This window comes from Chitinophaga sp., from assembly GCF_039596155.1.
GTDB lineage: Bacteria > Bacteroidota > Bacteroidia > Chitinophagales > Chitinophagaceae > Chitinophaga.
In genome coordinates, this window is record NZ_JBCNKF010000015.1 from 99,115 (window position 1) to 113,527 (window position 14,413).

At 45.8% G+C, this 14,413-nt stretch carries 11 protein-coding genes and 1 tRNA gene; 1 reads left to right on the forward strand and 11 read right to left on the reverse strand.

The window, feature by feature from the left end; genetic code table 11:
* Positions 1–17: 17 nt before the first annotated feature.
* The 7 genes from ABDW33_RS15955 to ABDW33_RS15985 form a co-directional block, all read right to left on the reverse strand.
* The gene (locus tag ABDW33_RS15955; protein ID WP_343691075.1) at positions 18–710 is read right to left on the reverse strand and encodes a hypothetical protein; all 693 of its coding nucleotides are present in this window, start codon (positions 708–710) and stop codon (positions 18–20) included.
* A gap of 376 nt (positions 711–1,086) precedes the next feature.
* The gene (locus ABDW33_RS15960; protein ID WP_343691076.1) at positions 1,087–1,926 is read right to left on the reverse strand and encodes a VOC family protein; all 840 of its coding nucleotides are present in this window, start codon (positions 1,924–1,926) and stop codon (positions 1,087–1,089) included.
* Positions 1,927–1,983: 57 nt separating this feature from the next.
* Entirely contained in the window at positions 1,984–2,397 is a 414-nt protein-coding gene (locus tag ABDW33_RS15965) for a hypothetical protein (RefSeq protein WP_343691077.1), read from the reverse strand.
* A gap of 93 nt (positions 2,398–2,490) precedes the next feature.
* Complete coding sequence (locus ABDW33_RS15970) at positions 2,491–3,261, reverse strand: DUF5995 family protein (protein ID WP_343691078.1); 771 nt, start codon at positions 3,259–3,261, stop codon at positions 2,491–2,493.
* A 102-nt stretch (positions 3,262–3,363) separates the two neighbouring features.
* Positions 3,364–6,594: a DUF2723 domain-containing protein gene (locus ABDW33_RS15975; RefSeq protein WP_343691079.1), complete on the reverse strand. Its 3,231-nt coding sequence runs from the start codon at positions 6,592–6,594 to the stop codon at positions 3,364–3,366.
* 242 nt (positions 6,595–6,836) lie between these two features.
* Positions 6,837–7,670, reverse strand: coding sequence for an SAM-dependent chlorinase/fluorinase (locus ABDW33_RS15980; RefSeq protein ID WP_343691080.1), 834 nt, complete (start codon positions 7,668–7,670; stop codon positions 6,837–6,839).
* A 221-nt stretch (positions 7,671–7,891) separates the two neighbouring features.
* Complete coding sequence (locus ABDW33_RS15985) at positions 7,892–8,704, reverse strand: SDR family oxidoreductase (protein ID WP_343691081.1); 813 nt, start codon at positions 8,702–8,704, stop codon at positions 7,892–7,894.
* Positions 8,705–8,868: 164 nt separating this feature from the next.
* On the opposite strand from ABDW33_RS15985, the gene ABDW33_RS15990 reads away from it, so the two are divergent.
* A tRNA-Lys gene (locus ABDW33_RS15990) sits at positions 8,869–8,941 on the forward strand.
* A 117-nt stretch (positions 8,942–9,058) separates the two neighbouring features.
* On the opposite strand, the gene ABDW33_RS15995 is transcribed toward ABDW33_RS15990, so the two are convergent.
* The 4 genes from ABDW33_RS15995 to ABDW33_RS16010 all read right to left on the reverse strand — a co-directional run bounded on the left by ABDW33_RS15995 (position 9,059) and on the right by ABDW33_RS16010 (position 14,401).
* The gene (locus tag ABDW33_RS15995) at positions 9,059–9,604 is read right to left on the reverse strand and encodes a hypothetical protein (RefSeq protein ID WP_343691082.1); all 546 of its coding nucleotides are present in this window, start codon (positions 9,602–9,604) and stop codon (positions 9,059–9,061) included.
* Positions 9,605–9,709: 105 nt separating this feature from the next.
* Positions 9,710–10,474, reverse strand: a complete 765-nt coding sequence (locus ABDW33_RS16000) for a glycoside hydrolase family 11 protein (RefSeq protein WP_343691083.1) — start codon at positions 10,472–10,474, stop codon at positions 9,710–9,712.
* 519 nt (positions 10,475–10,993) lie between these two features.
* Complete coding sequence (locus tag ABDW33_RS16005) at positions 10,994–12,271, reverse strand: MFS transporter (protein ID WP_343691084.1); 1,278 nt, start codon at positions 12,269–12,271, stop codon at positions 10,994–10,996.
* A gap of 408 nt (positions 12,272–12,679) precedes the next feature.
* Entirely contained in the window at positions 12,680–14,401 is a 1,722-nt protein-coding gene (locus ABDW33_RS16010) for an IlvD/Edd family dehydratase (RefSeq protein WP_343691085.1), read from the reverse strand.
* Positions 14,402–14,413 lie beyond the last annotated feature (12 nt).

A 14,413-nucleotide genomic window follows, 5' to 3' on the forward strand; every position in this document is an offset into this window, starting at 1 on the left:
AATATCTGAAGCCCCGGTTATTGCTGTGGGTGTTCGTTCTGCCATTTATTGGCAAAGTATTTTCCCCAGCTTTTAATATACTCATAGAATTGGTATTCATTTTCAAAATCCATCAGCATATCATAAGAAGGTCTGTATTCGACCATAAAACTATCCAGTGCGGGTGATTGCAAACCTGTCAATTTCTTTACCAGCGGCATATTGAACCGGTGGGTGACGTACCTGTCCTGCTCTATGCCAACGAGCTGTTGACGGAAGTGTTCCATTCGCTTTGCCTTCCGCATACTCAGCAGCAGGTCCAGGTTTACTCCTACCCCTCCCATACCGGTGGCGATATAATCCTGGGAGTAATCAAACACCTTCCTGTACTCCTGCCTGAATTCGATCGAATCCTGCTTATAGCTTTTCTGTTGTACTTCTACAGTGGGCAGGACTTTGATATCTACATGCAGTCCGATGTCAAAGGGGCGGTTCACATTGATCTCGCTCACCGGGAATTTCATAGTGGCCTTTCCCTGGTATGAGAAACTCAGAGAGTCCTTTACATTAAGGCGAATGGCATAATGCCCCATGGAATCAGTTACAGCGCCTCCTCCTGAAGTACTCATGACGCTCACACCGGCCATTCCATACCTTTCGGTACGTTCGTATACGGTACCCCGGATCTGCACTACCTGCGCGTAGGTGAGCGATCGCAGTGCAATTAACAAAATAAATAATATGAATGTTTTGTGTAGAATTGAAATACTCATCGGAGCACAATCTATTACAGCCGGGAAAAACAAACAAATAACTCATAAATATTAACAAACAATTTTATAGGAAAACCCCGCGAAGTTTCGCGGGGTTATGGGATTTATCAGGCGGAAGTATGCATTCTGATTTAACCTGGTAATAGTGAAAATAGTATACGAATACTACACTAAAGGTTCACTATAAGGGCACTAAAAGGGCACTTCAATATCCAAGGGATATACAGGTGTACTCTTAGTGCCCTTTTAGTGATGCTTTGATGATATGATAATGCTATAGCCAGCTTATAGCTATCCTATCGTCTGCCACTATCCCCGTCGATGTTATTTTGTGTCAGGCATTTTCTAACTCACTGTAAATGAGCTTTTTCATTTTCATCAATGCATGCAGCACCCGTTGAAATTTTTCAGGATCGGACATCCAACGGCCCAATTTGTCAGGCACGATCTGCCAGCTCACACCGTATTTATCCACCAGCCAGCCGCAGGCTACCTCGTGGCCACCGCCAGCAATCAGCCCCTCCCAGTATCTATCTATTTCTGCCTGGTCTTTGCAATTCACGACCAATGAGATGGCATCAACAAAGCCAAATCCGTGGTCCGCACTGCTATCCATGGCCATGGTGACGAACTGCTTGATTTTGAACTGGGCATGCTTTACATAGTTGGTATTGTCTTCTCCCTCGCTGTATTTCAGGATGCCTTGTTGTTCGGAATCATGGAACAGGTCAGTATAGAAATGTACCGCCTCAGCTGCTTTGCCGGCTTTATCGCCGGTGAACATTAATGTAGGGCAGAATTTCTGGTTGGCGTCGTTTTTGGCACCCGTATAGAGTTGCCAGGAAACACCGAATTTATCCTGTACCCAGGCGTACTTCGGGCTCCAGGGGTATTTATCCAGGGGCATGAGCGTACTGCCACCTTCAGACAATCTCTTATAGTAGGCTTCAGTATCTTTTTCATCTTCACTCAATACCATGAATGAGATGGAGGGGTTTGGGGTAGAAGTCGGCCCATCGCCGAGTAACATGAATAGCTGGCCGCTCAGGGAGATTGTGATAACAATTGGGTTGGAGGAATTGATTTGTCCGTCACCGAAAGTGTCTAAATAAAAGTCAGCCGCCTCCGCAATTTTGCCCCTGATGGTGAGGCAAGGATAGATGGAATTGTTCATGATAATATAGTTTAGGTCGTTCTGATAGTCGATGTGCGAGTTAAGATATCGTTTTGTTTAATGCGTTTTCATCTTTATCATGCAGCGGCAGAGGTCTGTTCTCATATACCATTCAATACAAAATCCCTGCGGGTCGATCCTGCTGTCGTAGATCAACTGCTGAAATGCGTTCCCGATGGCGGGAATGTCCTTCATAAAATCATGGACATCGATCAACAGGTAGTCTCCTTTCGAGATTATTTTTGTTTCCAGATGGTGGGTTGAAAACTCGCCGGGATGCAGTTCTGCTGCAGCCGCCTTATAAATAATACGACCATCCTCTGCCGGCCAGGACAGGCCGAAATACTTCCTGTTTTCATCAAACGGTACAAGCCCATGCAACTGCTCATGGGCCTGCTTTACGCCTTCTGGAAATGAGGTGGCGGTAATGCAGTGAACAAGTAGATCGTTTTGTAAGGTGGTTGTTTCCATACAGTAAACATACGATCATTGGAAACAGTTCACAGGGGGTGAAAAAGACAAATAACAGGTAAAATGCGACAGGGTGACAGCATGGGCTGCTGCCTAATGCACTTTTATGTAGGTCTTCTGGTAATCTCTTAAAATACGGGTGATCTTTGCCGGATGCTTCATTTCAAACAGGTGAATGATAAATACCGTGAGCCGGATAAATCCTTTGGCAGTAACGATACTTCCTCCCAGTTTATGAATATCCTGATCGCGGGAGGCAATGGTGTTACCATTTATATATAAGTCTTCTGCAAAACACCAGGCGCCATCACGGGCGTTGGTGAGTGCAAATTGAATTAACAGGGAACTGTTACCTGCATGCATGCCCAACAGTGACAATAATGGAGAAATGCGGTTCAGGTCACTGATCACTTCATAACTCAGTGCCGCAAGGATCGTATTGATGCTATTAAAATCATGGTGAAGCTGTTGCAACGGAGTATTGAATTCCCGGGCTATTTCTACCACTGCAATGCCCAGGTCGAGGTTGATATGGGCATTCATCCCTAAGAGCAGGTGTTGCAAAACCAGTACGGATCGCTTTTGTAATTGAGTGAATGCCATTTGCCATGACAGGGATACGCCTGCTTTGTTCTTTGCGGTCCACTCGTCGTAGGCAGCGATGTATCGATTCGCAAAGACAACATCGAGTCTTTCCATACGGGGGCCATCCTGGAATTCACCTGTGGCGATTCCTTCTTTTACACGGCAGGTGACTTTGTGGTATAAGGCGGCGAAATAGCCGGCTCTGTTTTCTGTGGTGATTGCATCTGAAATGATCTGCTCCAGGCGGAGGATCACTTCGTCAATAGTTTGCGCGGGCATGTTCAGGGGTTTAATAGGTCGCTAAGATAGGGCATTACTTTAATAAAAAATCCCCGGCTCAACTACGAGCCGGGGATTGTACTTACTATTAATAATATGCGTTTACTGGTTAGAAGTATCTTCTGTATTCAGTGAATTTCCACCTGGTACATCCAGCTGCGGACGGTGAGTAGAATCACTAAAGTCAGATTTCATACGATCCAGCAATGAAATGAACTGTTGTGCCATCTGGCCGTCACGCTGCAGGTCACTGGTCATTCTGCTGGAAGGCAGACTGCGATAATATTGTATCTGCTGGTTACAATCCTTCTTGATCATGCTCGCGATCTCTTCCGCTTTCTTCTTGTCACCAGCCAGGTAGTAAGCATATACAGTCTGCATAGAGCTGTAGTTATGCATCTGGCCCGGAGTAGTCATTGCGTAAGGGAAAGTGCTCTGCAGCAGGTTGCTGTCAGCTTTATTCAGTGCCAGCAATGCCTGTTCCTTTTTATTGTCCAGCGCGAGTGCAGTACCCAGGCGGGTGTAAGCATTCCTGATATACTGGAGCAGTTTACGGTTAGGCTCATCGAAGTAAGTGGTTGGAATATTTGCACCACCAAAGGTGAATTTATTCATCATTACATCGTACATCACCGGAATGTTTACATTCTTTTCAGCGCCCATCGGATCTTCGCTTTCTTCTTTTTTCAGCGGAACCAGGCGGTAAGTCAGACCATCCATACGGAGATAGTCGTTCAGACCCAGGTCGGTTGGGCTGGTGAAGTAGATCGGACGTTTCCAGGCATTGGTCGCGATGATATCCAGCGCAGCGAGGTCATTCTTCAGCAGATAACTCTTGTTGATCTGGAATGGCAGCTGTGGCAGGATACGGCTGCTGTCTAATGGACTTACCGTATTGGAAGCCAACACTTCAGCCTTATCAACCGGGATGAACAGTCTTTTCACAGGCAGGTAGTTCATCTGGTCATTAGACTGGGTGGTTACCATCGCACGGGGATCAGTAGAGCCCATGAATGTCAGTACTTCTTTCAGGTTATAGAACTTATCCTGCGGGAAGTTACCTCCATCATAGAACTGAACGTAGTTGTGGTTTTCGCCACGGTACTTGTCGGCAGTCCATGTCATTTGAATGGCAGGACTCTGGTTGACAGCCTGGCGGGCCTGATCGATATACCAGTCAACACCAAGTAAGCTCAGGTTGATCACGCGTACATCGGTACGGATACCTTCTACTTCCTGTGCGAACCACAGTGGGTAAGTATCGTTATCACCTACGGTAAAGAGGATCGCATTCGGTGCGCAGGACTCAAGGTAGTCAGCAGCAACGTCTTTAGCGATGGTTTTGGTAGAACGGTCGTGGTCATCCCACTCCTGCGCACCCATCAGTACAGGTACCGCCAGGAGACATACAACGGTCGCCACCGGGGCAGCAACAGCCAGTTTGGCTTTGTCTTTCAGGAACTGATATACGGCGAGTACGCCCAGACCGATCCATACGGCGTATGCATAGAAGGAACCTACATAAGCGTAATCACGCTCACGAGGCTGGTTACCAGCCTGGTTCAGGTATAATACGATAGCGAAACCAGTGAAGAAGAACAGCAGACCTACTACCAGGGTATCGCGGCGGTGGTATTTATAATGATACAGCAGACCGAAGATACCTAAGAGGAAAGGCAGGAGGAACAGGGTATTGTGGCCCTTGTTGTTCTTCAGAGAATCTGGCATAGCAGATTGATCACCATACAGGAAATTGTCGAGGAATGGGATACCGGAGATCCAGTTACCATCTCTCACGTTGCCATAACCCTGTGTATCGTTCTGTTTACCGGCAAAGTTCCACATGAAGTAGCGGAAGTACATGAAGTTAACCTGGTAGCCCAGGAAGAACTTTACGTTGTCGCCAAAGGTTGGCTTCTGTCCCTGGTCTAAATTCAGGAAGCTGCGATAGTAATCGGCATGCCCCTGATCGTTAGAAGCGTCCCAAACACGTGGGAACAGCATCTTATCTTCTGCAGCATAAACAGGTTCCTGTCTTTTGCCGGCAACTACATATTTAGCTTTACCATTCTCGTCGAAACCACGTGCATAGATATTGCTGGTTTCTTTGTATTCGGTAGGGCGGGCGGTAAATACCTGACCATAGATCAGCGGGAAATCACCGTACTGTTCACGACCGAGGTAACCTACCAGGGAGATCGGGTTATCTACGTTATACATATCCACTGCAGGATTGGCAGTAGATCTTACCATGGTGGTAATATAAGTGGAGTAACCCAGTAACAGGAACAGGGTACAGTAGATAGTCAGTTTGGTAGCGTGTACAGCAGGCGCAGACAGCAGGTTGCCACCAAACTGTTTTACCAGGTATGGGATAGCAAGAACTGCAGCAGCCACGAGGATCTTCATGAATATCATTCCACCGCCATCAGCATCTACAAAAGAAGGGATGATGATTACAGAAGCGATCAGGATCAATGGACCGTAGATACCGAATTTCGGTTTGCGGAGGCCATAAACCAGTGCTGCAATAATAGCGATGAAATAGAAGGCGAAACCAGAGAAGAAAGGTAGGTTCAGGGAGTTCACGAAGAATACGTCCATGTAACCGGAAGCCTTGATTGTATCCTGGATAATGAATTTCTGAATAAGGCCGGTGATAGCACAACCGATAATAAACGCCCAGAAGGTACCCATTGGGGTCACTTTGTAACGTTTAAAGTAATATACCATCACAATAGCAGGGATGGTGAGGAGGTTCAGCAGGTGGACACCGATGGAGAGACCCATCATGAATGCGATAAACACGATCCAGCGATCGGCATAAGCCTCTTCTGATTCATGTTCCCATTTCAGGATGGCCCAGAATACGATGGCAGTAAAGAAAGACGACATAGCGTACACTTCACCTTCCACAGCAGAGAACCAGAATGAGTCGGAGAAAGTATAGGCAAGAGCACCTACGATACCAGCGCCCATGATAGCAATCATTTTTTCGCCGGAGATCGATTCGCCTGGTTTTACCATCAGGCGGCGTGCGAAGTGGGTAATGGTCCAAAAGAGGAACAGGATAGTGAAACCACTTGCGAGGGCTGACATCGTGTTAACACCAATGGCGGCATGCTTTTGGCCGAAGAAAATAATAAAGAGCCTACCCAACAGCACAAAAAGTGGCGCACCAGGGGGGTGAGGTATCTGCACCTTAGCGGCGGTGCTAATAAACTCGCCGCAGTCCCATAAGCTGCCGGTCGCCTCCATAGTCATAATGTAGACAGTGCAGGCAATGATACAAATAACCCAACCCACAATGTTGTTGGTCCTTTTAAAATTCATAGAGATGTTTTAGGTCCGACAAAAATATAAAAAGTGGCAAATTATGATAATTAGCGATAACAGTTTTAACTTTTTCTTTAATAAGTGAAAAAAAATGAAGATTTCCAGTGATTTATGGGGTTGAACATGGAATTTTTTAATACTATTTTAATAGGAGTTAGCATTTGGTCATTGGAATTGTTTATAAAACAATTATGCCGGCCCTGGAGCCGGCATATAATTATTTGAGATAGATACGTCTTTTAATTAAAGATCACCCTGACCGTCTGGTAGAACGACAGTTTCTGGTACCCGGTGTTCTGCTGGCTCGTCAGCTGATCTCTGCGGAAGCCCTGTAAGCCAAACAGGCCCGCTGCGTTCCCTTTATTAATAGCGATCTCCAGGTACCCGGCTGCATTGAACATGGCCAGTTTATGGCCTTCGGGTACGTCAGAATAATTGTCGCTAAGGGAGGTGATGACTTCATCCCTGCGGAAGAAAATAGAAAAGTTTCGCTCCTGGCGTTGCTCTTCAAATTGTTTGCGGGTGATATTCACCACTACGTTTTCGAAATTATCGATATGGATAATCTGACCATCGATATAATCCTGCCCGGTCATGGGCTGTAAATTATTCTTAATGACGTATTCGTTTGCCTGTTCTCCCAGGTCAGTTAATTTCCTGCCACTTTTAAGATCGTTGAAGGCCAGTGCAAAACGTTTTAGTATGCCAAAGGTATCTTTAGGTTGATCTTTGTCGAGCGGAAGTTTGACAACTACTCCAGGTAACCCCTCTGCAATCATGGTAATCAGCCCGTTATCTGCACATGCAATATACTGACCATTGTGTTGAGCAAGCAACACATGGTCTGCTTTTCTATCGAACAGGTTAATGAGTACTATATGAAATGTACCTGCTGCAAAATGCGCGAAAGCACCTTTACAGATATACGTAGCCTGCGGCAGGTTGAACGGAGAAATCTGGTGAGTAACGTCCACTAACTGAGCACCGGGACAGTCCTGCGACAGCTGCCCTTTGATGGCACCGACGAGGTAATCCTGTAAACCGATATCTGATGTTAGTGTTATAATGGACATTCGTGATTATTAGATTCCGCTTTATCTTCAAATTTAATGCCATTGAAGACTGGCGTTGATTTTACTGCAAAGTAAGATAATATTTAGATGCGGAAGAGTGCCAAAACAAAAATACTTGTTCAGATGTGCATAACTCTGTGATGTGTAATTGGTAAGGGTTTGGGGGGCAGTAAGCATATGATCCGGAACTGCGTGAACGGCAGTTCCGGATTGGAAGTCAATTATTTTAAAGGAGAATTAGGTTCTTTTCTGAAGTGGTTGTACACCATTCCGTCAAGGAATCCGGGCAGTAGTTTACTCAGTAAAACGGTCAGTTTGCCCTGTCCTGTCAATACCAGGGTACGTTTACGTTTAGCAATCGATTTATTGATAGCCCTTGCCACTGCTTCGGCGGTCATGAGTTTACCTTCATCGAGTGGTGTTTCACCCTGTACATTTCCTTTTTCATTCAGCGCGGTGTTGCGGATATTCGAAGCGGTGAAACCGGGGCATACCCACATTACGTTTACGCCTGTATGCAGGAGTTCAGTGCGGAGAGATTCCAGGAAACCCTGCATGGCAAACTTGCTGGCAGAGTAACCGGTTCTGCCGGGCAGACCACGATAACCGGCAATAGAAGACACCCCTACCACCGTTCCTTTGTTTTCAAGGATGGAAGGTAATGCATAATTAGTACAATATACCGTTCCCCAGAAATTGATATCCATCAGTTGTTTTAAAACAGACAAATTGACACCATTGAATAGGGCGCGCATAGAGATCCCGGCATTATTGATTAGGATATCTATTTTACCGAAGTGCGCAATTGTTTGTCCGATAAAAGCTTTACAATCATCCTCTTTACTGACGTCAGCCACATAGGTGAACAGGGCATTTGTATTCAGCTCGTCGCTCAGGGCCTGGAGAGCGTCCTGCTTGCGGCCGCATACGGCTACTTTGGCGCCGGAGCGGAGCAGATCTATAGCGATGGCTTTGCCGATACCGGAGGTGCCACCGGTAATAACGGCTACTTTGTTGTCGAAAGGTTGTTGCATGAACATTTTTTTGCAGGCACAAAAATAGGCGGGATATTGGATAATATTAGAATTTGTTTGGAAGGGATGAGTAAAATTGTGCGTATGTTTTAAAAAAAGTTGTCAAAAAGTTGGGAGATATTAAATAATTACTATCTTTGCACTCCAAATCACAAACGGGGTATGATTCCGTAGCTCAGTTGGTAGAGCAATACACTTTTAATGTATGGGTCTTGGGTTCGAGTCCCAACGGGATCACAAAAGATTATCAAAGAAAATTGAAGCCGCTTAAATCTCATGATTTAAGCGGCTTCTCTGCTTTTATGATAGAGAAATTCACACTACTTGCTATGTATCAGGTTGAATTGCTATTCGTCAATTTGCACTCCCGTCGTTTTTATTTATTGCTGCCTTTCTGAGCAGTTCTTCATACCCTGGTTCCTCCCGCCTTTCCGTACCATCAGAAATTTTTATTCCGGCTTTCTCAAATTCCCGGATTAATCGCTGATCGAAACCTGCAATGTATGATGCAAATGACAAAGAATCTTTTTCTTCCGGAATTTCCTTAAAAGGAATATTCGATTCTTTAAATCTATATAAGGTAGCTTCCGTACTATCGTTGCCTTTGAGAAGTACTGAGTCACCATAGTCGGTAATCTTAGCCGCGTAATGATTGGTCAGGTATTTCAAAGAGTCATTTTCTATTTTGTAAGGAAGCCCGAACCGGCCAGCTTTCTGATTGTAAAAAACAATGTATTGCGAATCGATATCAAATTCGCTATATCCATTTTCTATTGAAAACCGATGCCATTTTCCGATCAGAAAGTTTTTATTTCCTTCCATGTTCTTACGATCCGGTGAATCGCAGGCAGCAAGTGCAAAGATGAAAAATGTAAGAAAATAAGGTATTGATCTCATCATAACCTGTCGTTAAATAATATTGGGTAAGTAATAGGAAATACACACACCAAATACTGCCCGGTATAAGCCAGGCAGTATTTGTATGGTTTTAATTTAAACGGGGGTTTATTGCATCCAGATCGTACAGTTAATATTTCCATTAGTATTAGTGCCCCAGGTCTCTGAAACCATAATAGCCGGAATATTTAACTGCCCAAGCGTATAGCCTAAACTACTCCACTTATTATAGTGGTTCGCAAAAGTAATGACGCGATTTTGCCCGGTCGTAACTTTTGTAACTCTGGAGCTATAAATCTGCCTGAAGCCATCTCCTCCATCGATATTCTTACCTGTCATCCAACGGGTCCATACGTTATAACCTGCACCATCGCTTTCAAAAGTTCCTAAATAAGTGCCCGTATGAGGAGATACTGCCCCCCATGTTTCATTTACATAATACTCGTAATAAGGATTTCTGCTCCAGCCATACCAGCCGAAAGTACCGCCACCCGAATTTGAATAAGCGCCCAGATTATATCCTATTTTATAGGATGTACTACCTGCTGAATAGCCTTTACCACAGGTGAAATTGCCATTAAAACCGGTCCAGTTAACTGTGTAATTTCCGGCAGCACCATTTGCATAATTAACGGTACCGGTAGCACCATCACTTTTCCAAAGAGACCAGAAGAAGCCGTTATTTGTACCGGATTGGTAGGATTGGGTGGTGACTTCAGTTTTGGCAAGACGCTCATTAGCAATTAGCTCAGGCTGGGGCTTTGCCTCTTTTGTACAGCTTGTTAAAATTGTAGTGCCTGCAAGTACAATGATTGCTGCAGTACCAAGAGTCACCTTCCTGGTTACTCTTGTAGGTGAGTTTTGTTTTTTCATTTCGTGGTTATTTTGTTGGAGAAGTAAAGAAAGTCTAATTCAAAATGGAACAATGGCAATAATCGCTAAATTTAGCGCACAAATGTTCATTCACTGTTTATGGACATATTTCTTTACATATAGTGCAGCCATGACACATCTCAGCAGCTACATCTGACCAATTCTTTTACTTCGGGCAAGGACATGGTACTGATCTTTAATCATTTCTTCCAGCACAAATGTTTAGGTAGTCAAATGTGTTGGTGGATAATTTGTAGGACCGAGGGTCATAACTATGCCAGAGATCGCAGCAGCGGCCGAATAATCAAATGTAACCGAAAGGGCGATCTCAACAGGAAGGAGCATCCTTTACTGCAATTGACGTAGTAATACAAGTGTCATCAGATCAGCTTACTTCAGCCAATTCTGAGATCAAAGAAGGACAGGTTTGAGTTTTTATACACGTGGTTCCAGCAAACAAAAACGCTTCAGTTTCGGAAAAACTGAAGCGTTTTATTTATAATTCTTTCTACTATTCAATTAATTAAAACCAGCTTTGGGTGCCGCAACCTTTCGCGACCTCATATATAAAACCAGCCCCGTAAATGCGACAATCAATACAATCGGCAACACCAGTGTAATCTGCAATACTTCAGGGCCCGCAAGCCGCTTCGCCTCGTTAAGTGTCACCGCCTCAGCCGTACCTTCCGCTGCTGTCAGGTACGTGCCCAGGTTAGTGCCAGCAGGAAGATGCTTAACGATCAAACTATCATAAAATCCCCCCATGAACATGGTGTAGATAGATACGGCGAACATGCCCGCACCACCCAGCAGGTTCAACCCAAGCGCGCCGGATTGTGGGATATTCTCAGCTACAAAACCAATCATGGTCGGCCAGAAATAACATACACCAATACCAAATACCAGTGCCGCAAAGAACACCGCACTACCTGTAAAAGTACTGAGCATATAGAGCCCTGCGGCTGCAAAAATTGCCGAAAACAAGAGCACTCCCTGCGGTTCCAGCTTTTTAACAATGGGTTTGGCGAAGGCGCGGCCCACCACCATCACTCCCGTGGTCAGTGTCAGCAACAATAGCGCATTGTCTGTCACATTCTTTAGCAATAACCCTATCCACTGCCCGGTGAACAATTCAGTGATAGCAGTCATCAGCATGCAGATAAACATGAAAATGAACAGTGGTGTAAATACGGCAGCGTACATGTCACGACTTGAATAACCTGATGATACCCTTTCTGTAAGCGGGAAATCAAGCCTTGCAAATAAGAAACCATAAATCAGGGTAGGAATCAGCATCGTCGCTACCTGCAACTGCCACCCCAGGTGCAGGTTCACAAACAAAGTCACCACCAGGGTACCGATCACAATACCTCCCGGAAACCAAAGATGAAAATAATTCAGGCGGGTTGTCTTTTCCGTTGGATACAGTGCTGCGACCAGCGGATTACAGGCTGCCTCTACGGTGCCATTAGCAATGCCAATCAGCAATGTTGAGAAAAACAATGTCCAGTAACCCTGCGCAAAAATGGTAAGTGCTATCCCAGCCAGGTGAAAAAGAAATGCGATAACAAGCAGCCGTTTCATGCCGATGATGTCGACGATAAAGCCGCCTATGACCATTGCCAGCGGGAAACCCCAGAAAGCTGTAGCTGTGATCGTACCCAGCTGTGTGGCATTTAACTGAAATTCTATTCCTAATTGATTCATCATCCCTGCGCGGATGCCGAATGAAAGGGAGGTCACTAATAATGCAAGACAGCTTGCCCAGAATAACTTATTGGTTTGAATGTTCTTCATATACGTGGTTTTGGAAAGTAATAATGTTATGTGGCGCACGTCCGGGTCTTCATCGTGTATCATTCGTTTTTATTGAAGGATTGATATCAAATCCGCTACAATTTCAGTGGTGTCATCAATAATGGGTCGTATCCCGGGATTATAAAGTATCTGCAATAGCCGGTGTCATTCTGCGCAGGATTAATTTACAAAAAAACATTCATCATATAATAAATTTCTCGGGGAGACCGCCTTCATGAAGAACGTTCAGCGCCACGGCGTAACAAACCAGGTCCGCACCTAAATGCGCCTGCTACGCATTACACACCAACCACTCAATGAAGCCTCAACACTTCTGCGCCTGAACCGCCACATACCACATCCAGGTCCGTACCTAAATGCGCCTGCTACGTATTACACACCAACCACTCAATGAAGATCCCTCAGCACTTCTGCGCCCGAACCACCACGTAACACATCCAGGTCCGCACCCAGATGCGCCTGCTGCACATGATCTATATAAAACTTCACATACCCACGATCAGCCATGGGAGAAGGCGCCTGCCACTTCGCTTTGCGGGCCGCCAGCTCCTCATCAGTAATATCCAGATGCAACTTCCTGGCAGCAACATCCAGTTCTATCATGTCTCCATCATATACTACAGCCAGCGTACCCCCTACCGCTGATTCGGGGGATATATGCAATACCACTGTACCTCCGGCCGTTCCACTCATGCGCCCATCTGAAATGCGCACCATATCTTTCACCCCTTTCTGCAGCAATTTCATCGGCAGATCCACGTTGCCCACTTCCGGCATTCCCGGATACCCCACCGGGCCGGCACCCTTCAGGACGATCACACAGTTTTCATCTATATCCAGGTCCGGATCATCGATACGTGCGATATAGTCTTCCATAGATTCAAAAACAACGGCCCGGCCACGATGCCTCAGTAAATGAGCAGATGCAGCTGCCGGTTTTATAACAGCTCCCTGCTCGCATAAATTACCCTTCAGCACCACCATACCGGCAGCCGGTTGCAAAGGAGCCTCCAACGTGGCTATGACCGCAGGGTTGTAACAGGGAGAGACCGTACAATTGTCGCAAAGTCCTCTCCCATTTACCGTCATGACATCCGACTTCAGATAGGATTGCATTTCCCGGACCACCACCGGCAGCCCACCTGCATAATAGAAATCTTCCATCAGGAACTTCCCCGATGGCTTCAGGTTCACCAACAGGGGCACCCTGCTACCAATTGCATCAAAGTCCTCCAATGAAAGCGGCACACCGATACGACCGGCAATCGCTAATAGATGGATGATAAAATTAGAAGAGCCTCCAATCGCTGAATTTATTACAATGGCATTCTCAAATGCATGCCGGGTGAGTATACGTGAAAGGGTAAGATCTTCTCTTACCATTTCTACAATACGACGACCACTCAACTGCGCCAGCAGTTTCTTACGTGCATCTACCGCAGGAATAGCGGCCGCCCCGGGAAGTGTCAGTCCAAGGGCTTCCGACATACATGCCATCGTACTGGCCGTACCCATCGTCATACAATGCCCCTGGCTCCTGGCCACCCCCTTTTCTACCTCCAGGATGTCCTGCATCGTGTAATGCTCCACTCCTTGTTTTTCCTTTATCATCCAGTTGAAAGTGCCGCTCCCGATACATTCTCCACGAAACTGTCCATTCAGCATTGCGCCACCTGGTACGACAATCGTCGGGAGATCTACACTACAGGCACCCATTATTGTACTGGGCGTTGTTTTATCGCAACCGGTGAGTAACACGACACCGTCAATGGGATTTGCACGGATGGTCTCTTCTACATCCATGCTGGCCAGGTTTCGAAACAACATCGTGGTGGGTCGCATAACCGTTTCTCCCAGTGATGTGACCGGGAACTCAAATGGAACACCGCCGGCTTCCAGCACACCGCGTTTTACGACTTCAGCTATATCACGAAGGTGACCGTTGCAGGGAGTAAGTTCGCTCCAGGTATTACAAATTCCGATAACGGGCCTGTTCATGAAGTAATCATCCGGATACCCCTGATTGCGGAACCAGGACCGGTGTACAAAACTCATTTTATCCTGTTTGCCGAACCAGTCAGCGCTTCTTAACTTTTTCTGTGTACTCATGGCCGTTTTTAT